This window comes from Deinococcus cellulosilyticus NBRC 106333 = KACC 11606, assembly GCF_007990775.1.
Classification (GTDB): domain Bacteria; phylum Deinococcota; class Deinococci; order Deinococcales; family Deinococcaceae; genus Deinococcus_C; species Deinococcus_C cellulosilyticus.
Genome location: NZ_BJXB01000023.1, coordinates 25,973 through 49,750 on the forward strand (window position 1 = coordinate 25,973; position 23,778 = coordinate 49,750).

Here is a 23,778-nt window from a genome sequence, read left to right on the forward strand (position 1 = left end):
GGACCACAGCCGTAACATCACTCCAGAGAGTGCTCTGAGAGAACCCAACCGCCTCCCAAATTCCAGCTGCCATCCAGCTTCTTGCTTCCATCCAACACTGGGCCTTCCACCGGCATCACTTCGTTGTGCTGCTCGATGGTGTGCAGGTTCACCCCCAAAAGGGCAGGGAACACCGGCACCGTCTGCTGGTGTTCCAGCACCAACCTGGGGGAGGTCCCTGCCAGGCGGATCCGGTTCAATTCCTTCACGATCCAGTGGATTGGCACCCGGGGCTGGCCTTCAAAGACCACCAGAAATTCTCCCCGGGCAGATCCAGGCTGGGTGCTTCCAAGTTTCCAGCTGCCGTCCAGCTTGCGGCTGCCATCCAGCTTCACCACCGGCTGGCTGGCACTGAGGGTCATGCGGTCCTCGATGCGCACCGGGACTTTGGCGACTTTTGACAGGTGTTGCTGCATGCCCTGAGGGGACACAAAATGCCCCCTGGGGATTGCCAGAATGCGGTGGCGGTAGTCCTCATCGGTCTCCCCATCGAACCTGCGGATCTGCTGCATGTTGCCGTACAACTCCAGGTAATCCCCAGTGGCCTGGGTGGGGTCCAGTTGCCGGGTGGTGCTGCTGGGATCGCTGAACACCTGCGCCAGGGCGTCCAGCAGCATTTTGTTGCCTCCGGTTTGCGGGATCCATTTGGGCAAAAGCCACTTGGGGCTGTACGGTGCTTCAGTGCCTTCCAGTGGCACATTGAGGGTCTGGGCCCCCTGGTTTCCGTCTTCGTCAAGCACCGTCAGCAAGAGGGTGGTGGTGTGCTCAGGCAAAGTGAAAATGAATGCAGGGCTCTGGTCAATGGGGTCCCTGAGCCCGTCCCAGTCTTCCACGGCGGTGGCTTCTGCATGGGCTGCGGTGGCCTGCACCACCCCTTCCGGGCAACCAAAAACGTACACGATCACCGCGCCAGCGGTGCGCCTGGCGGTGGCCTGGAAGTGCAGAGAGCTGGCGGTGACTGCCTGCCACTGGTGCTCCACTTGCCATGTGCCTTTGGGGGTGACTTTCAGCAGGTACACCTGATGCCTGCCTTGCTGCGGCAAGTCCTGGGCATGCAAAGCCAGGCTCACCGATGCCCCTGCAGGAACAGGGGTGTGGCCCATCAAGGGGACAGGCACCCCATTCACCTGTAGGTGGGATCCGTGCGAGTCATCCAGGAAAGCCCCGGTGAGTTCCAGGGTGGGCCCACTGGTGAGCTTCCAGCTGCCGTCCAGCTTGCGGCTGCCATCCAGCTTGCGGGGTGGGGTGAACAGGCTGGAGGTCCGCACAATGACCATGTGCCCCTGAAAGCCTGTGGTGGTGTACCCGGGCAGTTGCACCAACCCATAGCCCACGAGCGTCATGCTGGACCGCCCGACTGGTAGGAGAGGGTCACGGTGCCAAGCACCGCTTTGGTGTACCTGGGGATGGTGATGTTGCTGCTGGGGCTGGACACATGCACCGAATACACCCCTTCAGCACTTCCAAGGGCGGCAATCAACCGGTCCAAAATGAAATCCTCCCCCACCCGGTGTGCATCAAAGAACGTCCGGGCGGCGGCCTCCACCATTGAGAGGGCGCTGCTGCTGGGGGCCCTCACCAACGCTGTGAGGTCCACAGTCACTTCCGGCACGGCAATGACTTCCAGCAGGATTCCGGCACCCCGCTGCTGGTTGGCATTCATGTGCTGCAGAATGCCGGTTTTCAGGGCCTCAGACACCCCGCCTGGCCTGTACACGTACAGCTTCACGGTGAACCCAGGCACATCCGGGTCCAGGAAGTGGTCAACGGCCAGCACCTGTGTGGCCCGTTCACCGCTGGGCAAGCTGAAATCCAGGGCGGTGGCTTCGATGGCCTGCAGGGTGCCCCGGGCAAGTTTGGCAAAACCCCGGGAGATTTTTGCCAGCCGTTCTTCTTCGGCCTCGGCGTCCCTGCCGCCCTCCGCTGGGGTGGGGTTCGTGACAGTCTCAATCCCGAGAATCAAAGAGTTCATCAGGGTGATGGTGTCCGGGGCGGTGTTCCCTGCACTGCCTGGCAGGGTGGCAACCGCTGGGGCATCCACATACAAAGCCCCCACCGGCAAAATGACTTCCTGGGTGGTTTCATAACTCATGCCACTGGGGGTGCTGGCTGTGGTTCCAGCGGGAATCAAATATCCCTCGTCTGCCAGGGCAGACCGGCCAAACCTCAGGGTGGTGAGGGCAGCCCGTTCCTTTTCTTCCTCAAGGCCAAGCAGCTGGGCCCCGATTCGGGTGATGGCATTGCGAATGGCAGAATCCACCTCATAGGATTGCTGTTCAATCTCAAAACCCACCGCTTGCATCAGGGTTTTCTCAATGCCGCCGTTCTCCGTGTCAATCTCGATGCCAGAAGCTGCAATGAAATACTGCAGCATGGTTGCGGTGGCTTCCTCTTGCGTCTTAAAAACGGACACCTTGACCTCCTACGCGCAAATTCAGCGCAAATGACTCAGCGGGTGGAATGGGCTCCACCAGGGCGGCGGCAAACAATTCCCCTTCAGGCAGGTAGGTTGCCATTGCAAAAGCGGTCTTCACCCGGGGGTCCTGGTACAGGGTTTCCACCACATCCAAAGCGGCCAGCTCTGCCCTCCAAACGGTGGCCGACTCCCCAAGGTGATCTGCGATCCTGCAGCCGTAATTTGGGTCCGCTGGCAGCTCTCCCGGGTAGGTGATGAGGCGCCTGAGCAAGGCCTTGCGCAAGTTGTTGATGCCCCGGTCCAGGGTCACAGGCATGCCTGGGCGAATGATTTGAAAGGTGTCCTCATCCCAAAACCAGTCCTGGCCGTAAGTGGCAACCTCAGCAGAGAGGGGGGTGAGGGGCTGGGTGGGGGGATCCTCGGGGATCAAAATGGCGTCACCGTACCCAAGCACCTTGCGGTCTGGGTACTCCTGGGGGTTGCTGACAATAAACGGCAAGCGCAACCCGTTGGCTTCCACAATGTCGGTCCAGCGCTCCGGGTTCTGGTAGTGCCTGAGGGCCAGGGTGACAGGGTTATCTCCCTGCTGGATGGTGGTAATCATTTGATTTCCTTTGCCACAAAATCCAGCAGCATGCCGATGCCGCGGTTCAGCACCACCTCTTTGGGGTTCTGGGCCTTGATGAACGACTTGATGAAGGCAAACAGGGCCGCTTTGAAGGTGTTCTGGGTGGTGGCCGCATTCAGCAGCAGCTGCAGGTACTTCACGGCCTCACCTCCCTTTGAGGTGCTGGCGAGGCGCGTAATCATCTTGCCCAAGGTCTTCTTGATGGTCTGCAGGTCCTTCTCCTGAAAACCGTCCAGCAAGGCCCCTTGAATCACCATCACGTCCTGCACGTTTTTGTCTTGCACCTGCGTTCTGGCGGCTTTGAGTGCGCTTTGCATCACCGTCAGCACCGTTTGGCTTTCCGGGTCTTTGAGGACATTGCTGGCAACACCCAAAGCCACAACACCCAAATCCAGTTGCTTCACGGTGCCTTTCTTGAGGTCACTGGCAACTTTGTTTTTCAGAAGCTGCGCCACTTTTTTTTGCAGCACAGGGTTGTTGCTCTGGTGAGCCTGGTGGATCTCTTCAATCTCTGAAGGGGTCATGCGCTCACCTGCCCGGCGTGGCTGGAGTGGGGGCACAGGGCGTCTAGTTTCTCAGCTGCGTTTTGCTTGAGGGCTTTGCGGGATGTGCTCTTTTTGCCTTGAGGCAAGGGAATGGCGTCCACCCGCTTGAGGCCCTTGAGCCGGATGGTGTAGCGCTCGGTGAGTGGGCTGTCGCTGGAACGCACCCCAAGCGGAATCATGGTGGGCACCACAGCCCAATGCTGGCCTTCATAGAAGGCGTGGTAACGCAATTCCAGCAGGCTTTTTCCTGTCCGGGCCCGGCGCTGGCATTCCTCCAGAAAGTACTGCAGGTAGTGCTCCAGCTCGTGTTGCCAGGCATAAGCGCTGAGGGTCACGCCGTTTGCAGTGGTGGGCGTGATGGGCATTTGGCCGGCAATTTCCCACTCAGGGGGTGAAATGCCTTGCACATCGGCAATGGCTCCAGCCAGGGTCTCCATGTAGCCGATCCGTGCCACTTGACGGGGGTTGATGTTCTGGGGTGGGATGGGAAGCTGGAACACTCCATTTTTGCCTGCAACCTGATTTTTGGGCACCTTGTGGGGCTTGCCGTCTTCCAGAATGCGCAAAATGAAGATGTTTTTTGCGAGTTGGGCGCGGTGGTTTTGCGTTGGTGCTGCCATGCCTCAGGCTATAAACCCAAGCCGTCACACAATAAAAAAGCCACTCGGGACTTAGATAACGTATTACTCTATCAACATTACAGGTAGAACTGGTGCCTGCAGAAGGTGAACAGCAAGGGCTTCTTGTCTGAGCGTTCTTTCCTGGGAAGGTTCTCCAACACTGGGTTTTGCAGGCCCCGAACCACCACCGCCCCCACCTTCACATCTTTGTGCTGCACCCCAGCCTCAGACACCGCATACAGGCTGTATGAGCCGCCACTCTCCCAACGCACCGTGACCGGATGCCGGAAGGTGCATTGCAAAACAGGATACACGTCACCCTCCAGCTCTTTGTGCTCAATCTCCAGGGTTTTCACCCTGAGTTCTGCAGGCATCTCCTGCAGCTTCGTCTGCCACTGGGCCAGCTGGGTGGACCAGTCACCCACCGGCACCCTCGGCAGCGCCAGGCGCACCACACCATCATGAAAACGCTTTGCCCGGAAAGCCTGGGTGAGGGTCACGGTGGCATGGCTCCACACCTCATCAAAGAAGGTGGGCACCCAACGCACGCTCATCTGTCTCTCCTGCAGCTCCTGCTGCAGCTCTGCCGCCTGCCCCTGGTACAGCTGGAACTTCTGAGCATCTTCAATCACAGCCACAAAACGAGGGTGGCGCCGGCGTTCTGCATCTCCACCTTCATCACCAAAGCGCCACACGGCATAAATCCTCAGGGTGTCTTGCAGGGCAAACAGGGATTCCATCGGGTGCATGTCTGATTTTATAGGGTAATACGTTATCTAGTCCATAAAGCTGCCATAAAAATAGCAATGGCCTACAAGTCAGAAAACCTGCAGACCATCCAGGTGTCAGAAGGATCAGCCGTCCAGGGCCTCGCCATCTAGGTCTTTTTGGCATTCCAGCAACATAAATCCGCTGCTTCCCCAGTGCTTTTCCAACAACGAAGCCATTTGAGGGGTAAAAGGGCTTTTTCCATTCAACACATCTTGCAGCTGGTGTTCAGGAATTTTTAGCACAGCAGCGAGATCCTGGAGGGTTTCATTGCGGCTGTCCATTTCCAGCTTCAGGTACTCGCCGGGATGGACATTCATCTGTGATTTTGGGGTGTGGGTCATGGTGTTTAAGGGCCTGGAAAGTGCTGTCCAGGTCAAAAACCATTTTACTGAAGCCATGCTGAAGTTCGGTAAGGAAAATCACCAGGTTGGCATTAAGAATCTTCATCTATCAGCATGGAGAGCCTTCCTGACCAGCCTGCACAATGGCCATAAAAACCTCATGACATCCCAGTGACAAGACCCCCAAAAAGGTTTCACGTTCTCGGGGGAGTTGGTGCAACGGAACAGATTTTAACGGTGGATTTAAAAGAATCTCGACCAGAATGGCATTCCTCCAATTCAAAATGGTCTCTCTGCTGTTCAGAGGCAGAACCTGTTCCCTAACCTGTTCCCGATCAAACATTACTGAACTTGAGGGGAAAAGCCGACAGAAGCAGGGGGCTGTTGTTCAGCCCCCTGCTTTCAGAACCTAATTCAATCCTGCAGGGTGACGACAAGCTTGCCGCCTGCTCCACCGGTGGCGAGGCGTCCCAGGCCTTCAGCTGCACGCTCCAGGGAGAGCACTTCAGACACCGCCACTTTCAGTTTTCCAGAAGCGGCCTGCTCTGCCAGTGGGGCCAGCACTTCCCGGAGGGGCATGGCCATCACAGAACCACCAGTCAGCCCAGCGGCACTCAGGGTGGCCTCGTCAGGCACAGCGGCCACACCGGAAACCTTGCCCCCCTGACGGACAGCGCCCAGGGGAACAGCGGAGGGGTCCATGCCGTGCAGGTTGATCAGGGCGTCCACCCCGTCCGGATAGAGGGCACGTACCTGGTCGGCCACCGGGCCAGCGGTGTGGTCCACCACCTGGGTTGCCCCCAGGTCTTTCAGGCGGGCGTTGTCGGCAGCTTTGCCGGTGGCGACCACTTTGACACCACGGGCGGCCAGCAGCTGGACGACGAAGGATCCCACCCCACCGGAAGCCCCGTTGACCAGCACGGTCTGGTCTGGTTGGGGATCGATCTTGTCAATCACCTGGACCGCAGACGCACCAGCAAGGGGAAGGGCAGCGGCGGTGGTGAAGTCCAGTCCAGCAGGCTTAAGGGTGACGGCTGCAGCGGGGAGCAAGGCGTACTCGGCGAGGGTGCCAGCAGAGATGGGGGGTGCCAGCAGCACATGGCCCAGCACTTCATCACCCACCTTGACGTGGTCTACCCCTTCACCGACGGCCTCAACGATTCCGGCAGCGTCCCGACCAATCACCACGGGGTACGCGTAAGGAAGGCCCCAGTGGGCAAGCATGCCAGCAGCGACAGCGTTGTCGATGGGGTTCAGACCAGCGGCTTTGACGCGGATCAAGACGGTGCCTGCAGTGGGAACGGGGGTGGGGAGGTCAGAGAGTTGGGGTTGTTCGCCAGCAGCTGAAACTTGGTATGCACGCATGTGGGGCTCCTTGTTTGGGGTGCTCCGATCGGAGCAGCAGGGTGTGGTGGTGGAGGGGCCTGAATCAGGCCCGGGTTAACTGTCATCACTTTAGGTGTCATGACACGTAAAGTCAACTCCCCTCCCGGCTTCATGAAGACCAGGGGGACAACTGGCAGTCCAGAAATAGGTGGTATGCAGCTCATCCTGCTGTTGTCATCTGTCTATCACACGCACTGTGATTTTAGAGTCTGATGCGTGATTTTGTGGAAGTTCTTTTCCAGGACTGCCATCTCAGTACCCCCGATTTGCACTGGATGTGGCGGTCAAAACCCACCCCTTGACATTAAGCGTGATAACACCTATACTCTGGTCATGGGTTTGAAAGAAGACCTCCAACAGCAGGGATTCAAAACCCTGGAAGAAGAAGCCATGCTCAACCTCGCCCGCACCATGGTCCTCCTTGAAGACCATTCCACCCAGGTGATTCACCAGTACGGCATCACCCCCACCCAGTACAACGTGCTCCGTATTTTGCGTGGAGCTGGCAGTGATGGCCTGTGCAGGAACCAGATCCGGGACCGGATGCTTGACCGCATGCCTGACATGACCCGCCTGCTCGACCGCATGGAAGACGCTGGCCTGGTTGAACGGGAACGCAGCACCAGTGACCGCCGTCAGGTGCCCACCCGCCTCACCGAAAAGGGCCTGGACATCGTCAACAAACTCGACGACCCGGTGCATCAGTCCCAGCAAGAAGCTTTCGGGCACCTTTCCAGGGGACAGCTGATCACATTGATTGAGACGCTGACACAGATTCGGGAGAAGTTGCCCGTGAAAACCCCACTGTCACACCCTTAAGTGGGTTTTCTTTTGAAACAAAGGTGTTTAAACACCAGAAGTTAGAACAACAAGCAGCATTCAGTCACCCGCCCCCTCAACCCACCCAGGAGAAACACCATGACCACCCAGAACATCAGCCGCCCCCAGACCTCCAAAGCCCTCCATATTACCCTGTGGGTCCTGCAAATCCTCCTCGCCGCAATGTTCGTGATGACCGGCCTGATGAAACTCGCCATGCCCGTCAGCCAGCTTGCCGGACAGCTCCCCTGGGTCACCAGCGTTCCTGAATTCCTGGTCCGTTTCATTGGCCTCGCTGAACTCGCCGGAGGGCTCGGCCTGATCCTGCCCGCAGCAAGTCGCATCCAGCCCCGCCTGACCGGGTTTGCTGCACTGGGCCTCGTGCTGGTGATGGTGCTGGCCAGTGGCTTCCACCTCACCCGCGGTGAAGGCATGATGGTCCCCATGAACCTGATCATCGCTGCAATCGCTGCTGTGATCGCCTGGGGCCGCCTTGTGAAAGCCCCCATCCAGGCCCGCTGAAATGGGAAAAGGAGACCTGAACATGCCCAGTCCTATTGATCCCAAACTGACTCTCGGCGAAGTGGCTCTCACCGTCCGCAACCTCGACACCCAGATGGGCTTCTACCAGCAGGTGATCGGCCTGACCCTGCTGGCCCGTGAAGACGGCAAAGCCGTGCTGGGCACCCAGGATGGCCACCCCCTGGTCTCCCTGTTCCACAACCCCGGTGCCAAACCCGCCCCTTCGAACGCCACCGGACTGTACCACCTGGCCATCGCCTTCCCCACCCGCCCTGACCTCGCCCGCTGGCTGAAACACGTCAGCCCCCTGGGTTTGCGGCTGGGACAGTCGGACCACAAAACCCACGAGGCCTTCTACCTGAACGACCCCGAAGGCAACGGCATTGAGATCTACCAGGACTGGCCTGCCGAGCAGTGGCCGATGAAAGACGGCATGATGACCGCCCCGGACACCACTGCCATTGACATCCCTGGCCTGCTCAGGACCCTGGCCCCCGGTGATGCTGGATGGAAAGGGGCCCCTACAGGGACCCGTATGGGACACGTGCACCTGAAGATGAACGACGGGGCCCGCACCCGGCAGTTCTTTGAAGGTGTGCTGGGGTTCTTCATCACCGCCGACCTGATGGGAGCCGTGTTCGCTGGAGCAGGAGGCTACCACCACCACATCGGCACCAACGCCTGGCACAGCAAAGGTGGACCTGCCCAGCCCGAAGGCACCCTGGGACTCAGGCACTACACCATCGAACTCTCCAGCACCCAGGAACTGGAACGGGTCACACAGCAACTCCAGGATGCCGGAGTCAAAGTGGTGAAACACGAAGCCGGACTTTTTGTGAAAGACCCCGCAGGCCTCCCCCTGCTGATCCGTCCCCAGCCCTCCACCGCTGAAAGTGCCCTTTCTGCCCTGAACCCTGCTTTCAGTCCTGTTCACTGAGGCCCCATCATCTCAATCCATCCAGGGGGTGCAACTGCACCCCCTTTTTGCACCCCCAGGAGTTCCCATGTTTGAAGGCGAAAAGATCCCTTATCCCGAGAGTCCCACCATCGGCATTCCACCCCGTCACCAGTTGGCCCCCGCAGACACCAGCCTCGGCAAAGTGACCTTGCAGATCGCAGACTTGCAGAGAAGCCTGGACTTTTACACCCACATCCTGGGCCTGCACGTGCTTTCCCAGCAAGACAACCACGCCACGCTGGGCACCAAATCAGGACACGAACTCTTGGTGCTCAGGGAGAAGAAAGGGGTCAAGAAAGCCCCACACCGGGGCAGGCTTGGCATCTACCACTTCGCCCTGCTGCTCCCCACCGAAGGGGACCTGGGGAGGTTCGTGGCCCACGTCCAGGGGGCCGGATGGCACATCGGCATGTCGGACCATTTCTACAGCCAGGCCACCTACCTGCAGGACCCGGATGGGATCAGCATTGAGGTCTATCGGGACCGGCCCCGTGACCAGTGGGTGGTCACCACCCACGGAGAGATTGTGGGTTCAGCCGATGCCCTGGACCTGGACAGCCTCAAGAAGGCTGCGGGTGAAGGCCCATGGACCGGAATTCCAGAGGGCACGGTGATGGGTCACCTGCACTTTTACATCGATGACCTGAAGGAAGGGGAACGGTTCTACCACCAGGGGCTGGGACTGTCCAAAGTGGGCTGGGGTTTCCCTCAAGGCCTGTTCGTCTCGGCTGGAGGGTACCACCACCACATCGGCATGAACACCTGGGCGAAAGGCTCAAATCCTTCCTCCGATGACGATGCGAGGCTCCTCCACTGGGAATTGGTCTTGCCCGATGCTGTTGCCCTGGAGGCCACTGTGCAAGGTCTGGAGGCCGAGGGAGTCACGGTCACCCGCAGCCCGGAAGGCACGTTTGCCAGTGACCCGTGGGGCATCACCGTCCAGATGCTTGTGAAGTGAAAATCCAGCAAAGAAGCGGCCCACTGGGTCGCTTCTTTCTGTTACAACCCTGCTGGACAATCTGCATGGGCTTGAGCACCGTGCCATGTTCAAGTTCGGTGCACAGGGCTAGAGTTCAGCAGTGATGCTGTGGGATGGGTGCGGGTTGCTAACACTGGTGTAAAGCTGACAATGGGGTGCACCCCTTCTGTACCCGTTCATTTGAATTGAAATGGAGTTGTCCTGAAGAGGGATTTTTCTGGTCTACCGTTAAAATCTGTTCCTTTGCACCAATTCCCCCTTCTCCTCTGCCCCAGAACAGCTTGAAGGGCCATCATGACTTGAAGGGAGATCCCACATGCCCAAGTCTGACACCGAACACAACACGCATACCTTTGAACACTTGGTGCGACTCAAACTGCAGAACCTTGCCCTGGACACCGGAGACATCCACCTGGGCGAAGCCACCCGCGAAATCAGTGCAGTGTTCCTGAAACTCCATGAAGTCTTGAACGAGGCCCACGGTGAAGAAGCCACACAGAAGCTGCTGCAAGAAGCCCTGAGGCGGGTTCAGCGGGAATCTGGCATCCGAAATCGGGACTGAGTTCAAAGGCCTTTTGACCCAGAAGCAAAAAAGTTGCAGTACACTGAAAAATCCAAGTGTTGAGGGCCGCACCAGCGGCCCCTTTCCTTTTCCCACAACAAAAAAGGGACCCCGCTTCAGGAGGCCCAGTTGCTGCTTTTCAGGGTTGGTGGGTCAAGACCAATGGGACGAACCCATCAAGCACCTCAGGGCCCCTCAGAAGCGGGGTTTGCCTTTAGTCACCAGTCACGCGGAAAAATGCGAAGACTGAAGGTTATCACCTGTTCCCCAATGCCTGCATCAAACCAACTTTTCACTTCAATGTCCGGGTCGTGTTGAAACACTCCATTCAAATAGTCTTGCTGGAAGGACTTAAACATGGGGTCACGGCTGGTTATACGAAAAATTTCAATCATTTTGAGCTCCTTTTAAATAATAGGGTTGTACACCAGCCAGCCCATTCCTGGCTGCACAAGCATTATAGGAGACAGGAGCTCTCAGCGTTTTACTGGATGAACACCGTGGCGTTGGTGGCGAAAGTGGCATCACCGCGGCTGTCAACATCGTTGTTGCCCACCACAGGGCGCATGGCGGCTTCAGAACCAAGCTTGACGATCCCTTTCAGGACAATGGTGACGGCCTGCAGGATCATGGTGCCGGTGGTGTCATCAATCAAGAACTTGTGCCCCGCGGCGCTGGTGAGGGACAGCTGTTTGGTGGGGGCATCTTGCAAGAGGACCTGGTGCCCTGCAGCAGAATTCACTTTCACCTGCTGGCTGTTGCCGGGCTTGTCTTGCATCAAGAATTCATGCCCAAGGGCGGTTTTCACCCTCACAAACTGGTTGTTGTCCGGTTTGTCACGCATGAAGAATTCATGCCCCAAGTTGCTTTTGATCTGGATGAACTGGTCATTGTCGGGCTTGTCCTTCATGCGGATCTCGTGCCCGAGGGCTGTTTTCACGCTGACATAACGGTTGATTTCGGCTTCCTGGGGGTCATCGTGCAGGGTGATCTTGTGGCCCACTTCGGTTTCAATGGTGAGCTCTGACGCAACACGCTGGGCATCCTCATCCGGGGTGCTTTGAACACTGCCGTCTTCTGGGTTCCGGGCTTTCTCGGTGGCATCGTACATCCTGATCTTGTGGCCTCTGGCCGTCTGGACCTGGATGCTGCCGTCCCCAGTGATCCACACTTCGGCACCCGACTGGTGGTGAAACACCACATCCACTGGTGGTCGCCGCTGGCCCTGGAATGCTTTGCGCTCAGGTTTCTGGCCCATGCGCCCGAGGGTCCTGAAGCGGTCCAGCAGTTTGCGGATCAATCCCGTGTTGCTTTTGGTGCCGTCTTTGCGGGTCATGACGGTGAGGAAGCTGCCGTCCGGCCAGCGGTGTTCTTCGCTGCCGTCCCCAAAGTGGATGGCGGTGCGGTCACTGGGCAGGTGTTGCACCCGGGCGTGCTTGTCTTCCTTGAACAATTCGGTGGGGATGATGTGCCGCACTTCATCGGACAGGCTTTTGAGCCAGATGCCGCATTTGGGGTGGTTGGCGTAAAACGCAACCACGCCGTAATCGAATTTTTCAGGCAGCTCGAAGTCTCCTGCAACGGGGTGCTGGCGGTTGCCTCCCAGCCTCACCCGGATGCCTTCACTTCGGGCCAGGTGGGGCAGGAGCACGCTCACCTGGTAGTCTTCGGGGTGAACGTCCAGCACCTGGGCCAAGTGGATTCCACGCAAATCAGAACGCATGTTTTCACCTTCTGCGCTGTCACGGTAACAGCACTGAAGGTGGGGGCATGCGACGCACCGACATTGCCATTCCAGCGGTTTATTCGTCCTGGGTTGCGGAAGTGGACCAAGCCAAGATTTCCCGGGTGGGCAGCGTGGCTCCAGACCCGTCTGCGCCCCCTCCGCCTCCCCCCTCCTGCCCCAAAACATTTGTGGTGTGTCCCACGCACACCCTTGAAATTGACCTGGCGGCCACACCCTCCAGGCTGGTCGATGAGTACGGGGGGGCCCCGCACCTCAGCCACACTTTCACCGCCTTGCGGTCCTGCACTGTGCGCGGCATGAATTACTTGCTCACCCGGGGCATCGGCAAGCTGCTGCTGATGCTGGTGAAAGCTGAGGATGGGGTGTTCATTCAAGACGTTCATGCCCTGCCAGTCACGCATTCCAGCGTGGTGGCACACACTTTGTTTGATGCCCAAGACATTTCACCGGTGGGGCCCACTTTCATTCCTTTTGGCACACCAGTGACCTTGCAGCCTGAGCACTACTTTTTTGTGTTGATGGACGCCAAGGCCAAGGAACTGCATCCCACTGCCCTGGTGGGTGTGCAACTGGCCGTGAAAGAAAAAGACATGGGAGGGTTGCCCGCCTGATGGTTGTCCTTGCCTCAAACCACATTTTGGAAGAACCTGTCGCCAGTGACAGCCCCATTTTGCAGGCCGTCACCACCGACAGCAAATACACTTACTACAGGCCAGATGGGGATGAAGATGGTGGAGAATACAGCCTGGTGGGCCCTGACTTCTACATGGGTGCCAGCGTCCACCTGATTCCCCGGGCGTCTTTGTGCGTGGAGTCGTATGACAACAGCCCCAATTTTTACTTCTCACATGTGGTGCCACCAAATGCAGTTGATCCAGAAGGCAACAGCTACTTCTACACGGGGATGCTGCTGCAGGCCTGGAGCACGCAGTATGCCAACCTCACCTTGAAGGCCCTCAGCATCCATGTGCGGTACGGGCACCCTGGAAACCCCATGTATTATGAGCTGCTGGCTGTTCGGGAATATGGCGAAAAAGAACTGGTGGCTGTGCTGCACCACATGATTCCCGAATACCACCTGGACGAGAACGACAACTGGGTTGTGGATGGCATGCTTCCCCTGGAGGGCTTTTCCGAAAAAGGCATCATGCTGCACAAGTTCAACAACAGGCGTCATTTTGAATTGCGGGTGTCACGGCGCACAGACTATGGGGTTTCCCCAAGGGACCATGACCTGGCGGATCGCTTGGAAGTCCGCGACCTTCCCAAAAACACCTTCCTGCCTACCCCATCAGATTCCAACATGGTGTTACACCGCATTGAGGGAACACTGGATCCACTGGTGATCCCTGATGAAACGGTGCTGCTGCCCCTCACCAACACAGCCCCCACCCGACACGAAAGCCTGGCTTACCAGACCAATCTCTTCCGCAAGGTTTATCTGGTTTTTGATGTGCTGAGTGCTGTGGGCCTCAAGGCCATCAAGGTGAAGGTGGACCGGGCCAGCACCTCCGACACCGGCCAGCTGGTGTTGTCTTTGTGGTTGACGGATTTGAGCTTGTCTGGGCCTCAGGTGGACACGTTCAGCTACGAAGATCACCTGGTGGATGTTGCAGACACCACCCCGGATGGTTACATCGTTCACACTTTCTCTGAGTATTACAGCAACTTTTTCAACAGCAGGGTGGACACCCGTCACCAGTTGCACATCTCCATCCGGGATGCTGCTGCAGGCAGCTACATGCACAACCCCAACCATGACCTGTACCTGTTTTCTGGTGATCCTGCAAATGCTGTGAAGCCGGGTGTGAAGTTGCCCATGTGGGATTACAATGACACCGGCAAGCCTGTGCATGGGCTGACGGCTCCCAGTGGGGTGGCTCCGATTCTGGGCCTCACACACGGTTCCATCAAGGAATACACGCCTGTGGAGCCAGGATTTCTGGCGAGCCACACGGAGGTGCCTGCTGGCTCTTTGATGCTCTCGAACACCATCACCAATGTGGTGCCGGATGTGCGTTTCGTCACCCATCCTTACCAGATTGGAGATGACCTGGCCCGTTACCTGGGCAGTGTGGAGTTGTTTGGCCGCACTGAGGTGGGTCCTGCAGGTGGGCCTGTGGTGTTCACCGCCCGGTTGGAGCGCATGCCGTTCACATACCTGTATGACTTGAAACTCATGGGGGTGAATGCCAGCGCGGACCCTTCGGCTGAGCCGTTGGAACTTGCCTATGATGTGTTTGCAGTGCCAGGCCATGTGGACCCGGCCACATATGATTTCACTGACACCACCCACCGCATCGCGGTCTTCCGGCAAACCATTTACTACAATGGCACCGAAAGCACAGGGCTGCTGGAAGCGTACCAGGGGGACCCGGCACATGGAGGCCTTCTGCCTGTCGGGGGCGAAGTGACCTTGATGGTGCGGCTTGAGAACCCACCTGCTGACTTGCGTCATGTGGTGACGGAGTTGGATCCGCGGTTCATTCCGCGTTCCCACCCCACCTTGCGCATCGAGCCGGACACCAGTTACGGCACAGGGTTTTTCCCTTTGATGGAATTCACGTTCCTGGTGGCCCCTCAACCCGAAGCCATCACATGAAGTCTTTCTTGACTGTTATGACCCTTCAAAAGCCCATCTGACCCCTGAGCTTATTCAGGGGTTTTTGCCTTTCTGGGCATCAACACCACTGGCAAAAACATGTCTGAGGGGCCAGCAGCGGAATCTTGCAGTGCATAAGGGATGTATTCTTGACCTTGATATCTGATGACGGTAGGTTGCTTCCCATCAGGTGCAGCATGCCAGTAATTCTGCTCAATGCTGATGATGTCCAGGGCTATCAAGAAATCGCCCTTCCTGTACTTTTCAGCGTTGAGGACTTCTTGAGGGGTTAAAGTTCCCATGTCAAATTTGAGGTGGGTCTCAGGTTGGGTGGCCTCCTGAAGTTCTTGAGCGATGACAACCATTTTCTGGATGGAAACCCATCCTGTAGGCAATTTCCCATTCTGAAGTTCGATCATGAGGCCATTTTACCTGCCTGGAATGTCCTGATCGTGCAACCGGGGGTATATCTCTTTGTTCCAGGTGATCTTGGTAGGAGTGAGGCCTTCCACCCAATACGAGGGGTCCCGGTAGTGCTGGTCCAGGTGGCCGCGGTCCAGGGTGAGGTACGTGCGCCCTCCAGCGGTGGGGCTCCAGGTGAGGGCCCGGCTTTGGATGTGAAACTGGTACTGGTCCGGGCCTCCCCAAGGGTAATCCGTCAAGATCCGCTCCCCTGGCCGGATGTGGGTGGAAAAAGGCAGTTGCACCTGCGCATAGTAAGCTTTGTCCAGCTGATTGAACTGGGCTGCAACCCTCCAAGAAAGCTTTCTGGAGAAAGCTTCCACGCTGGGCTCGTCAGCAGTCTGAATCAAATGGGTGCCCCACTTGGCTGCACTGTACCCAAAGCGCCGGATGGATTCAGGGTTGGCAATGGCCCATCCCATCGTGAAAAGCATCTGTTCATTGACGTAATTTATCATCGGGTACAGCATGGTGAAGTTCTTCACCCGGCTGCTGTCCCGGTAGGCCACGGTCTCACCAATGGGCTCCAGCAACCCATCCAGGCGGTGCAAAGTGAGGGCATTCCACTCTCCAAGCTGGCCCTTGCCGTTTTCATCTGCATAAGGGTACGGTGCTCTGCGCATGATGACGGTGGTGGCCGCCTTGTCCTCTCCCACCGTTTTGGGGGCTGCCCGGGTGAGCTCTCCAGAGAGTTTCGCTTGAGGCAAGGTCTGCACGTACATTTCATGCAAAGGGGCGTCCTCAACCGACTTGATGATGGACCAAAACGTGCCTTCCATCGTGCTGAAAGACATTGCCATTGGTGCCACTGCATCCAGACCGCTGAGGCTGAGCCCCAAGTAATCCCCAAGGGGCCGCCCTGCCATGCCCCAATTCGACACCAGGTTCAGCATCTTGGACATGTAATTGAACACAATCTGGTGTGGCTTGGTGTTCAGTTCTTCCGCTGCGAACACCGCCCGGGTGCGCTGCACCCCGAAAGCTGTCCCAAGCCACATCCACCATGCCAGAGCGTCTTTTTGCAGCACATGCCCAAAACACTGGGCCTGCAGGGTGGTGGTGAAAGAAGACTTCTCACCCTGAATGGATTGCTTCACACTGGGATTCACCACGATGCCGTGCAGCACCGTTTCCCATCCTCGGTTGATGCCTCCGAACACAGCCAGGCCTTCAATCAAAATTTCATCCCCATCCCGAATCAAATCGGTGTAGGCCTTGCGCACCCCGGGCCGGATGGTGCGGTACCTGGGCAGGGTCAAGGTGGCCTGGGGCATGGCCCCCAGACCGTCTTGAAAGTTGAAATCCATGATCTGCTCGTAGAGGCTCATGGGGCCATCTGCAGTGAGGATGGTGGCTCTGATTTCCGAGTAAACGTAGCTCATGATCCGATGTGTCCTGTGGGTTGTGGCAAAACGGCTTGCAAGATGGTGGACACCCCGCGTTTGATGGCTGTGGACCTGGAGGTGTCTTCCATCCCTTTGACGTGAATTTCATCAAGCCCGATCACCTGCACCAAGATCCGCTGTTCTTGTGGCCTATTGGATTGGGTGCCGGACAGTCCAGGGGGCAACAGCAGGTCGCCTGGCTTGGGCAGCAAAGGGGTCAGCAAAGGGGTGCCTCCTGGGATTGGGGCGCCAGTGGGTTTCACGGTGGGTGTGACAGGCGGCGTTTTGGATGGTTTGGGCTGAGGTGTCTTGCTGGGCTTGGGGGTGGTTTTCGGAGATGCCGGCTTGGGGGTGAAGACCTCTGAGGGTTTGGGGATCACTGGTGGAAGCAGGGGGGTGGTCTTCTTGGGGGTGGTTTGCTTCTGAGGGGGCCCATACACCGGCTTCTGGGTGTTTTTTTTCGGGGTGGTTTTGGGGGGTGCAGGTTTGGGGGCTTTCAGGTTGGTGGTGGCCTCCAGGAATGCACTCCACCACGCCGTTTCATCGGTGATGGCTTTGCCCTCTTTCAAGAGCTCCATGTGCAGGTGGATGCCATCTGCTGCACCTGAATTGCCCTCGATGCCCAACAGGTCCCCTTCTTTCAGCACCTGTCCGGCTTTGACTTTGATGGCGTCCAGGTGGGCCAGCCTTGCAACCATGCCGTTTTTGAGCTTCAATTCCAGCATGTTGCCGTACCCATCGTTTTGGTTGTTGTCTTTGGTGCCCGGAAGGGCCCTGAGCACCTGGGCACCAATGAACGGGTTTTTGATGGGGTCTTTGGTGCTTTTGTTGCCGATGCGGAAATCAACCCCCTGGTGGGTGGCTGGCAGGCCGGGGTACTGCTTGCGGATCTGCTGGCTGTAAGGGGTGCCCACTTCCAGGTTGATCTTTGTGGCCCCGAGGGTGGTGAGGGCCGTGGTGATGTTGGTGCTGCTCTTGAGGGCGGTGGGGTTCAACTGGCTCAAGTCATGATCCGGGGTTTCTTTGCCTGGTTGGGGGACCGTGCGGGATGCTGGCTGGGCATCAAACTGGGTGGCTTGGCCCACCAGTGCATTGAAGATCTTCAGGCCATAGTGGTAGTCGCTGATCCCGTCTGCATGGGGCTTTTGGCTGAACTGCTTGGGCAACAGCAGTTTGCCGTCTTTCATCATGCCGTTCCAGTTGCCGCCGTTGTGCCACAAGGCACCCACGGCTGCAGCAACCATGATGTCCCGCTCGGCTTCGCTGCCGAACTTGGTGCCTTGCTTTTCATACTTGGCCCGGACCTGTTTGGTGTAATCATTGATGAAACCCCGGGCAATCTTTTCGGCTTCTTCTGGGTGGTCGGTGATCCACTGGCGTGCCTCTTGCAGGTTGGTGAGGGGCTTGCCATCGGCGCCTTTGATTTCATAGCCCAAGTACTTCTTGTCGTAATCCCCTGCAGGATTGGGGTTTTTCGGATCCCACCCAATCAAATTTTGGGCCTGCAGCTGGTAAACGCCCCGGGCTGAGCCTTTGTCCATGTTGGGGTTTCTGCCGCCTGTGCTCTCCACCATCCCGAGGGCCCAAAGGGTGCGGTCCTGGGGCACTTGGGCGGTGGACTTCACCATCCATTGCTGGCTGTTGCCGCCTGGATTCCCATTGAGTTTTCCTTCTTGCAGGATGGAGTTGGTGTCCAGCACCCCTGCGGCAAGCTTGGCAAGGTCGGACCTGAATTTTGCCAGCTGGTTTTCGAGGGTGCCGGTGAGTTTCAGGCTGGTGGCTGAGTTCAGCCATTCGGTTTCCTTCACGCTGGCATCTTTGTACCGGGTGGAGTAGTCCAGGTAATTGCGGCCTTGCGGGTCTTCCATTGGGCCGGCTTTTGAGAAGTTCCCGGTCTGCTTCTGGGCTTCTTTGAAGGTGCCCACGAAGCTGCCTTTTTGCCCGAGGAACTGCAGCTGCTGGTCTCCTTCAAGTCCCCAATCGGACAACATGCCGGACAGGATGGCTGCGTTGCCGCCCGAAGCGTCATACATGGCCTGGGCCAGTTTGGTTTTGCTGGCCCCGCTGCCCCGTCCAGCCCGAATCAAATTCAGGGCTTGCTGGAAGGCCATGAATGGGCTGCTTTTCTGCAGGGACTCATACCCTTTGGCTTCATCCCCAGTGAGCCCCAGTTCCTTGGCGGAAAAGCCTCCTGTGCTCTGGAACAGGTAGGCTTGCTGGGCGTAATTGTCCTTGCCGGTGATGCCTCCCATGAGGCTGTCCATTGCTTTGGCCCCTGCCTCGCCCTGCAGGGCCCGGTTGCCGGTGCCGGCCAGGGCTTGCTGCAAACCGGCCATGTATTGCAGGCTTTGCTGGTTGCTGGTGATGCCGTTTTTGTAGTTGGCTTCGGCGTAATTCACCAGTTGCCGGATGGTGTCACTTCCAGCCACCCCCACCTTGATGCCTTCAGAGATCGCCATTTTCAGGGTCTCCAGACCTTTGAGGTTGTCGCCCCTGCCGAGGGCCCCGGTGAGGCTGAGGGTCCGTCCAGCTTGGGCGGTGACGCCTTCATCCATGCCCGTCACCCGGCTAAATTTCAGCAGGTTGGTGACATCCCCACGCATTCCACCTGGGAGGTTGTAGGTGGCGGCAACCTGTCCGGCATCGGCTGCGGTGTAACCCAGTTTTGCCAGTTCAGGCAAGGTGAGCAGGTCTTTGCCGCGGAACAGGGTGAGGGGTTCTTTCTCGTAACCGTATTGGCGTGCCAGGTCTGCATCTGCCTGCACGGTGCGGCGTGCCACGTCATTGGAGCGGGTGATGCTCCTGTCCAGGTAATTGACGGCGCCCATCGTTCCACCGATCACCAGACCGGGGATGCCAAGCCTTCCAAGCACACTGCCCATCAGTCCACCGGTGCGGAACATGCTGAGGGCCTGCAAAGCCATGTTTGCCGCACCGCCACCTTCACTGCCAGCGTCTGCAGGGGGTGGGCCGCCAGGTGCCCCGGGCCCACCTCCACCTGCAGGGCCAGGTCCTGGATTTGGGTTGGTGTTGCGGTAAGCTTCTTTGGCGTCCTGCAGGGCCTTGGTGAGTTCGTTGATGCGGTTGGTGAGTTCCTGAACGCGCTGCTGGTCGGCTCCACCCTGCGCGGCTTGCCCAAGCAGGCTTTGTGCAATCCCCAAGCGGCGCTGGATGCTCACAAAGTCGCTGGGCCTGCTGGCTGCATTCAGGTAAGCATCTGTGGTAATCAGGTTGCCTTGCACGCGCTGCAGCAACCCATCAGGGCTGTTGTCTTTCAGGGGGTTGGTCCTGCTGGGGCTTCCAGCTGGGCCTGGGTGGTTTTTGAGGTCCTGAAGCTGCTTGAGGATTTCGGGCAGGATGGTGTGGTTCTGGCCGGCTTGCAGGGCTTTGATTTCTTTGACCACATCTCCAAGGCCTGTTCCTGCAGCACCCTGAACGGCAGCAATGTCCTGAAAGCCTTTGATGATGTCTGGAAGCATGTTTTTGACTTCCCTGAGGGTGTCTGCTGCATGCTTGAAAGCTTCGTCCATGACTTTGGCGGCTTCTCCTCCAGATTCAGCCATGCGTTTTTGGGCGGAATCCACCTCTCCAGCCTGACGCTTGATGTCTTCCAGGCCGTCTGCGTGGGCATTCACGCCTACATCAATGGTGACTTTTGCGTTACTCACTGCTCCGGCGCTCCTTTGGCATGTACGTGCCGCGAGGACCTGTGAAACCAGTGCCGCCTGGCAGGGATGCTTTCACAGCTTTCTCGTGTGCAAATTTTTCTCGGATGGTTTGCAGGGTTTTGTGGTCTTTGATGGCCTGGTGGTACTCGGGGTCCTCCATTGCCAGCACGAACACCGCCAATTCTGGCGTCAGGGTGTCACTGCCCGGGATTCCCAGACTCTTGAGGGGATCACGGTTCAGTGCTTTGGCTGCCCTCCAGATCAGTTGGGTTGCTGTTTGGTCCACCGTTTCCAGCAGATCGCTGTGCGCCTGGTCGAAATCGTTCGCGGTTCACAATGAAATCCGCATACACCTCCCACAGCACATGCTCTTGGTGCTCTGCCAGGGTGCCGATTTCCAGCAGGCGCTCTCCGCCTTCGGTGGTCCACCATCCTTCAGGGGCCGTGTCGATGATGAATTCCAGGGTGCAGAGCGCTTCTGTGAGGCTGCGCTCCGTCTGGGGCATGTCTTCCCACTTGTAAGGGGCACACAGCTGGGTTTTGCGTTTCCCGATTTGGATGCGTTCATACAGGGTGGGAATGTGGTAGGTCACGGGGCCGTTGAGCTTGGGGTCCGTTGAGGACTGGACATTGAAAGTAAACTGCATGTTTCCAGTGTCCAGCGCAACTGCCGTAACAATGCTACAATTTTTCTCTGAACGGCTGTTTTGAGGTGTGTCAAGTAGCAGAGATTCTTTGGGTTGTTAAATTTTTACAGTTTGTACTTGATATTCTTATGCACTCAAGAATCCATGATATGAATATCACGATTCTTATATAATTTGTACGGGAAATCCCTGATCTTCTCATGCTTCAATACAATGCAGCATTAGGTATTTTTTACTAACATGAAAACAATTAAAATCATGATGCTAAGATTAAGCTTCTCACACAATTTGATTTTTTTGCATGTTATACTTTCCTTCGCCTGTTCCAAATACAGGAAATTCAATTAATGGAGTTTACAATGACTAAAAAGACCGCCCTGCTCCTATCTGTCTTTGCTGCCCTTTTAGCCTCTTGCGGCAACAATAAAATTGATGCCAGCTTTGAAAAGGCACAAATTATTAAAGATTCTGAGACAGGAGAAGTTTTGTATTTCTCAGGTGGTGGAAAGGAAGCTGAGGATTTTCAGAACACGATGATTCAACAGGAAATCCAGAGGCAGACCCCTGAAGATGCCAAATACTATCAAGCCATTCAGCAAGCTGGTGGTTTCGGACCCTTCCACCTCAAAATCATGAACGGTGACTCCAGAGAACTCAACGATTTCTTTGAGAAAAGCCACCTGAACTTCGTGGATGAAACCAGCAGCCTGGAAAAACAGGCCATCACCGACTGTCCACGGCTTTTCCCACCCGAGGACCGAGGCTTGCGCAAAGTCGGGCGTCAACTGTCCATGATTGACAGCATTGGTCGCCCACAGAACGCTCAAATCTGGTACCCACCGAAACCCCAAAGCCTTTACAGCAGGGTCGCCTGCCAACAGCAGGTTGGTGCCATGGGACAAACAGGAGACCAGGGTGGTCACTTGATCGGCTACACCCTGAGTGGTTACAACAAACGGGCCAACATGGTGCCTCAAAATGGCAATTTCAACACAGGTTATTGGCGGGTGATTGAAGGCTACATCAGAGAATGCATGAACAGCAAATCTGCGACCAGCGTTCACCCTGTCTTGTACCGGGTGGGTGTGGCTTACCCCAACAATACCACTGTGCGTCCTGACCGCTTCACCCTTACACTCCACAAATACAAGATTGTTCTGGGCATCACCACGCCCGTTCCTGAATACACCATCCTGGCTGTTTTCCAAAATCAGCCTCAGGGTGGACCCAATGGTCCTGTCTTCGCCGCCAACCTGCGGGCAGACTTGAGATCCAAAAACTTCTGTCTTTGATATGCAAACTTCACTGGGGGTTAGGCTTGAAGCCTAACCCTTTTGCCATTGATCGAGCGCCATGAAAAGGTTGGGGGCCAATTCACCATCGACCCTGGCTTTCAAGGATTTGGACTCTTCTCCATCCACGTCCACCCCTTCAAATCCCCACTCCCCCTGCTGGTACTTGCTAAGCAACCAGCCTAAAAAGCCTTCAAATGAGGAGGCAAGCACATGCACATGGTCTTCATCTGACCCAAAACTGATCACCTGTCCTGGTGTGCCCTGCTTGTCGGGATCAAAATCAAAGCCCAGGTAATTCCCACACCAATCTGTGGCAAAAGGGAGACGCAACGGACTGATGGGGATGGGCTTGGCGTACCCCGCCGGAAAAGCCCGCTGCCACTCAAAGGTGGGTTCTTCCGGCAATTGCCTTTTGATGTCCTCAAACATCAGCCAGGCCTCTTTGATCTCCTCGAATCCCATCCAAGAGAGGCCCAGAAAAATGCCTTCGATGGTATAAGGAACCTGACCATTGTGTGTGTGGTAGATGCTGGTGAAATCTTCTGGCACCGCCAATCCCGTGCGTTTCTGCAGGTCCTCCCAATCCAGTGGACAGGCCAGCGGCATCAAGGTTGGGAGTGCTTCTGGGTATTGGTTTTGCAGCCACTCCATCAGCTGTTCCCATAAATTTAAGGTGGAATTGGTCATCTGCCCAGCTTAAATCGAAACCATGAAAGTGGCATTTGATGGATTTTTCCCTCTTCCAGCCGGGAACGCACGGCTTCTGTCGAGATGACAGGTCCACTGGAGCAATCCTCACAGCGCTTGCTCCAACAAAAACAAAACGCCCCAGACGGGGCGTTTCATGTCACCTGGGGTTTACCTGGTGCGGGTGACGCGCTTGTTGGTCAGGGCATCATTGAGTTTGCTTCTGGCGCTGGCGGTGGTGGTGTTCTGGGGGGTGGCGTTGGTGCCCACACCGCCGCCGTTGCCGTCCTCAATTCGGATGGCCTGGCCTTGCACGTTGCTTTCCAGAGGGTTGTTGGCGGCAATGCTCAGGTCCCGTCCACCAATGGTGCAGTCGCGGATCACAAAGATGGTGGTGTTGTCGCTGTCGTCCAGGGCTTCCAGGTCAAAGGTGGAAAGCTGGGTGATGCCGTTGCCAATGCGCAGTTCCTCGATGGCAGAGTCTTTCCACAGCAGGTTGCTGATGGAGAAGGTCACGGCCAGCTGGGTGTGAACGTGTTCTTTGGCTTCTTCCCCACCGATGGTGTAAATGCCCCGGGGGGAGGTGTTCTCGCTGGCGCGGACGCTGGTGCCTTCGGCAATGGTTTGCCCTGCCAGGTTGATGCGGCACCGGTTGGCCGTGCGGGTGTTGCTGTCATTGATGGCTGCCATGTTTCAGGT

The 23,778-nt window shown here is 57.1% G+C and carries 25 protein-coding genes; 8 read left to right on the top strand and 17 right to left on the bottom strand.

The window, feature by feature from the left end; translation table 11 throughout:
* Window positions 1–17: 17 nt before the first annotated feature.
* The 8 genes from DC3_RS21155 to DC3_RS21190 all read right to left on the bottom strand — a co-directional run bounded on the left by DC3_RS21155 (window position 18) and on the right by DC3_RS21190 (window position 6,725).
* Window positions 18–1,382, bottom strand: a complete 1,365-nt coding sequence (locus DC3_RS21155; RefSeq protein ID WP_146887936.1) for a hypothetical protein — start codon at window positions 1,380–1,382, stop codon at window positions 18–20.
* Window positions 1,379–2,452, bottom strand: coding sequence for a baseplate J/gp47 family protein (locus tag DC3_RS21160; protein ID WP_146887938.1), 1,074 nt, complete (start codon window positions 2,450–2,452; stop codon window positions 1,379–1,381). The genes DC3_RS21155 and DC3_RS21160 overlap by 4 nt, the downstream gene beginning before the upstream one ends.
* Window positions 2,439–3,059 carry a GPW/gp25 family protein gene (locus DC3_RS21165; RefSeq protein ID WP_146887940.1) on the bottom strand — a complete coding sequence of 207 codons (621 nt, stop codon included), beginning with the start codon at window positions 3,057–3,059 and terminating at the stop codon, window positions 2,439–2,441. The genes DC3_RS21160 and DC3_RS21165 overlap by 14 nt, the downstream gene beginning before the upstream one ends.
* On the bottom strand, window positions 3,056–3,607 hold the full coding sequence (locus DC3_RS21170; protein ID WP_146887942.1) for a hypothetical protein: 552 nt from the start codon (window positions 3,605–3,607) through the stop codon (window positions 3,056–3,058). The genes DC3_RS21165 and DC3_RS21170 overlap by 4 nt, the downstream gene beginning before the upstream one ends.
* Window positions 3,604–4,248 (bottom strand): hypothetical protein, encoded by a 645-nt coding sequence (locus DC3_RS21175; RefSeq protein WP_146887944.1) that lies wholly within the window; start codon window positions 4,246–4,248, stop codon window positions 3,604–3,606. Before DC3_RS21175 ends, DC3_RS21170 begins: the two co-directional genes overlap by 4 nt.
* A gap of 77 nt (window positions 4,249–4,325) precedes the next feature.
* Window positions 4,326–4,997, bottom strand: a complete 672-nt coding sequence (locus DC3_RS21180) for a hypothetical protein (RefSeq protein WP_146887945.1) — start codon at window positions 4,995–4,997, stop codon at window positions 4,326–4,328.
* A gap of 105 nt (window positions 4,998–5,102) precedes the next feature.
* Window positions 5,103–5,336: a helix-turn-helix transcriptional regulator gene (locus DC3_RS21185; RefSeq protein WP_186816171.1), complete on the bottom strand. Its 234-nt coding sequence runs from the start codon at window positions 5,334–5,336 to the stop codon at window positions 5,103–5,105.
* Window positions 5,337–5,774: 438 nt separating this feature from the next.
* Window positions 5,775–6,725 (bottom strand): NADP-dependent oxidoreductase, encoded by a 951-nt coding sequence (locus tag DC3_RS21190; protein ID WP_146887949.1) that lies wholly within the window; start codon window positions 6,723–6,725, stop codon window positions 5,775–5,777.
* A 354-nt stretch (window positions 6,726–7,079) separates the two neighbouring features.
* On the opposite strand from DC3_RS21190, the gene DC3_RS21195 reads away from it, so the two are divergent.
* The 5 genes from DC3_RS21195 (at window position 7,080) to DC3_RS21215 (ending at window position 10,586) form a co-directional block, all read left to right on the top strand.
* Complete coding sequence (locus tag DC3_RS21195) at window positions 7,080–7,565, top strand: MarR family winged helix-turn-helix transcriptional regulator (protein WP_146887951.1); 486 nt, start codon at window positions 7,080–7,082, stop codon at window positions 7,563–7,565.
* A 99-nt stretch (window positions 7,566–7,664) separates the two neighbouring features.
* Window positions 7,665–8,087, top strand: a complete 423-nt coding sequence (locus DC3_RS21200; RefSeq protein ID WP_146887953.1) for a DoxX family protein — start codon at window positions 7,665–7,667, stop codon at window positions 8,085–8,087.
* A gap of 22 nt (window positions 8,088–8,109) precedes the next feature.
* The gene (locus DC3_RS21205) at window positions 8,110–9,024 is read left to right on the top strand and encodes a VOC family protein (protein ID WP_186816172.1); all 915 of its coding nucleotides are present in this window, start codon (window positions 8,110–8,112) and stop codon (window positions 9,022–9,024) included.
* 67 nt (window positions 9,025–9,091) lie between these two features.
* Complete coding sequence (locus DC3_RS21210) at window positions 9,092–10,003, top strand: VOC family protein (protein ID WP_146887956.1); 912 nt, start codon at window positions 9,092–9,094, stop codon at window positions 10,001–10,003.
* 337 nt (window positions 10,004–10,340) lie between these two features.
* Window positions 10,341–10,586, top strand: coding sequence for a hypothetical protein (locus tag DC3_RS21215; protein WP_146887958.1), 246 nt, complete (start codon window positions 10,341–10,343; stop codon window positions 10,584–10,586).
* A gap of 218 nt (window positions 10,587–10,804) precedes the next feature.
* Here DC3_RS21215 and DC3_RS29305 read toward each other — a convergent pair whose 3' ends face one another.
* Together DC3_RS29305 and DC3_RS21220 are read right to left on the bottom strand one after the other, a co-directional pair.
* Window positions 10,805–10,981: a hypothetical protein gene (locus tag DC3_RS29305; protein WP_186816173.1), complete on the bottom strand. Its 177-nt coding sequence runs from the start codon at window positions 10,979–10,981 to the stop codon at window positions 10,805–10,807.
* An 89-nt stretch (window positions 10,982–11,070) separates the two neighbouring features.
* On the bottom strand, window positions 11,071–12,309 hold the full coding sequence (locus DC3_RS21220; RefSeq protein ID WP_146887960.1) for a hypothetical protein: 1,239 nt from the start codon (window positions 12,307–12,309) through the stop codon (window positions 11,071–11,073).
* 47 nt (window positions 12,310–12,356) lie between these two features.
* Between DC3_RS21220 and DC3_RS21225 the strand changes: the two genes are divergently transcribed.
* Window positions 12,357–12,944 (top strand): hypothetical protein, encoded by a 588-nt coding sequence (locus tag DC3_RS21225; protein ID WP_146887962.1) that lies wholly within the window; start codon window positions 12,357–12,359, stop codon window positions 12,942–12,944.
* Entirely contained in the window at window positions 12,944–14,935 is a 1,992-nt protein-coding gene (locus DC3_RS21230; RefSeq protein WP_146887964.1) for a hypothetical protein, read from the top strand. Before DC3_RS21225 ends, DC3_RS21230 begins: the two co-directional genes overlap by 1 nt.
* Before the next feature lie 50 nt (window positions 14,936–14,985).
* Here the strand turns inward: DC3_RS21230 and DC3_RS21235 are convergent, their stop codons facing one another.
* The 5 genes from DC3_RS21235 to DC3_RS21255 are packed head-to-tail and all read right to left on the bottom strand — an operon-like array spanning window position 14,986 to window position 21,097.
* Entirely contained in the window at window positions 14,986–15,354 is a 369-nt protein-coding gene (locus DC3_RS21235; RefSeq protein ID WP_146887966.1) for a hypothetical protein, read from the bottom strand.
* 9 nt (window positions 15,355–15,363) lie between these two features.
* Window positions 15,364–16,779, bottom strand: a complete 1,416-nt coding sequence (locus DC3_RS21240; RefSeq protein ID WP_146887968.1) for a hypothetical protein — start codon at window positions 16,777–16,779, stop codon at window positions 15,364–15,366.
* The gene (locus DC3_RS21245) at window positions 16,776–20,450 is read right to left on the bottom strand and encodes a peptidoglycan DD-metalloendopeptidase family protein (protein ID WP_146887970.1); all 3,675 of its coding nucleotides are present in this window, start codon (window positions 20,448–20,450) and stop codon (window positions 16,776–16,778) included. Before DC3_RS21245 ends, DC3_RS21240 begins: the two co-directional genes overlap by 4 nt.
* Window positions 20,443–20,736, bottom strand: a complete 294-nt coding sequence (locus DC3_RS21250; RefSeq protein WP_146887972.1) for a hypothetical protein — start codon at window positions 20,734–20,736, stop codon at window positions 20,443–20,445. Before DC3_RS21250 ends, DC3_RS21245 begins: the two co-directional genes overlap by 8 nt.
* The gene (locus tag DC3_RS21255) at window positions 20,681–21,097 is read right to left on the bottom strand and encodes a hypothetical protein (RefSeq protein WP_146887974.1); all 417 of its coding nucleotides are present in this window, start codon (window positions 21,095–21,097) and stop codon (window positions 20,681–20,683) included. Before DC3_RS21255 ends, DC3_RS21250 begins: the two co-directional genes overlap by 56 nt.
* Before the next feature lie 533 nt (window positions 21,098–21,630).
* Here DC3_RS21255 and DC3_RS21260 point away from each other — a divergent pair.
* Window positions 21,631–22,389, top strand: a complete 759-nt coding sequence (locus DC3_RS21260; protein WP_186816174.1) for a DNA/RNA non-specific endonuclease — start codon at window positions 21,631–21,633, stop codon at window positions 22,387–22,389.
* 33 nt (window positions 22,390–22,422) lie between these two features.
* On the opposite strand, the gene DC3_RS21265 is transcribed toward DC3_RS21260, so the two are convergent.
* Together DC3_RS21265 and DC3_RS21270 are read right to left on the bottom strand one after the other, a co-directional pair.
* Window positions 22,423–23,079 carry an SMI1/KNR4 family protein gene (locus DC3_RS21265; protein ID WP_146887978.1) on the bottom strand — a complete coding sequence of 219 codons (657 nt, stop codon included), beginning with the start codon at window positions 23,077–23,079 and terminating at the stop codon, window positions 22,423–22,425.
* Window positions 23,080–23,250: 171 nt separating this feature from the next.
* Window positions 23,251–23,769: a hypothetical protein gene (locus tag DC3_RS21270; protein WP_146887980.1), complete on the bottom strand. Its 519-nt coding sequence runs from the start codon at window positions 23,767–23,769 to the stop codon at window positions 23,251–23,253.
* Window positions 23,770–23,778 lie beyond the last annotated feature (9 nt).

Excerpts from the sequence above, each read along its gene's own strand:
- DC3_RS21260 (WP_186816174.1), top strand. The coding sequence starts at position 21,631 with ATGATTCAACAGGAAATCCAGAGGCAGACCCCTGAAGATGCCAAATAC.
- DC3_RS29305 (WP_186816173.1), bottom strand. The coding sequence starts at position 10,981 with ATGATTGAAATTTTTCGTATAACCAGCCGTGACCCCATGTTTAAGTCC.
- DC3_RS21265 (WP_146887978.1), bottom strand. The coding sequence starts at position 23,079 with ATGACCAATTCCACCTTAAATTTATGGGAACAGCTGATGGAGTGGCTG.
- DC3_RS21200 (WP_146887953.1), top strand. The coding sequence starts at position 7,665 with ATGACCACCCAGAACATCAGCCGCCCCCAGACCTCCAAAGCCCTCCAT.
- DC3_RS21220 (WP_146887960.1), bottom strand. The coding sequence starts at position 12,309 with ATGCGTTCTGATTTGCGTGGAATCCACTTGGCCCAGGTGCTGGACGTT.
- DC3_RS21255 (WP_146887974.1), bottom strand. The coding sequence starts at position 21,097 with ATGCAGTTTACTTTCAATGTCCAGTCCTCAACGGACCCCAAGCTCAAC.
- DC3_RS21230 (WP_146887964.1), top strand. The coding sequence starts at position 12,944 with ATGGTTGTCCTTGCCTCAAACCACATTTTGGAAGAACCTGTCGCCAGT.
- DC3_RS21270 (WP_146887980.1), bottom strand. The coding sequence starts at position 23,769 with ATGGCAGCCATCAATGACAGCAACACCCGCACGGCCAACCGGTGCCGC.
- DC3_RS21225 (WP_146887962.1), top strand. The coding sequence starts at position 12,357 with ATGCGACGCACCGACATTGCCATTCCAGCGGTTTATTCGTCCTGGGTT.
- DC3_RS21180 (WP_146887945.1), bottom strand. The coding sequence starts at position 4,997 with ATGCACCCGATGGAATCCCTGTTTGCCCTGCAAGACACCCTGAGGATT.
- DC3_RS21240 (WP_146887968.1), bottom strand. The coding sequence starts at position 16,779 with ATGAGCTACGTTTACTCGGAAATCAGAGCCACCATCCTCACTGCAGAT.
- DC3_RS21170 (WP_146887942.1), bottom strand. The coding sequence starts at position 3,607 with ATGACCCCTTCAGAGATTGAAGAGATCCACCAGGCTCACCAGAGCAAC.
- DC3_RS21195 (WP_146887951.1), top strand. The coding sequence starts at position 7,080 with ATGGGTTTGAAAGAAGACCTCCAACAGCAGGGATTCAAAACCCTGGAA.
- DC3_RS21185 (WP_186816171.1), bottom strand. The coding sequence starts at position 5,336 with ATGAATGTCCATCCCGGCGAGTACCTGAAGCTGGAAATGGACAGCCGC.
- DC3_RS21175 (WP_146887944.1), bottom strand. The coding sequence starts at position 4,248 with ATGGCAGCACCAACGCAAAACCACCGCGCCCAACTCGCAAAAAACATC.
- DC3_RS21235 (WP_146887966.1), bottom strand. The coding sequence starts at position 15,354 with ATGATCGAACTTCAGAATGGGAAATTGCCTACAGGATGGGTTTCCATC.
- DC3_RS21210 (WP_146887956.1), top strand. The coding sequence starts at position 9,092 with ATGTTTGAAGGCGAAAAGATCCCTTATCCCGAGAGTCCCACCATCGGC.
- DC3_RS21165 (WP_146887940.1), bottom strand. The coding sequence starts at position 3,059 with ATGATTACCACCATCCAGCAGGGAGATAACCCTGTCACCCTGGCCCTC.
- DC3_RS21155 (WP_146887936.1), bottom strand. The coding sequence starts at position 1,382 with ATGACGCTCGTGGGCTATGGGTTGGTGCAACTGCCCGGGTACACCACC.
- DC3_RS21205 (WP_186816172.1), top strand. The coding sequence starts at position 8,110 with ATGCCCAGTCCTATTGATCCCAAACTGACTCTCGGCGAAGTGGCTCTC.
- DC3_RS21215 (WP_146887958.1), top strand. The coding sequence starts at position 10,341 with ATGCCCAAGTCTGACACCGAACACAACACGCATACCTTTGAACACTTG.
- DC3_RS21190 (WP_146887949.1), bottom strand. The coding sequence starts at position 6,725 with ATGCGTGCATACCAAGTTTCAGCTGCTGGCGAACAACCCCAACTCTCT.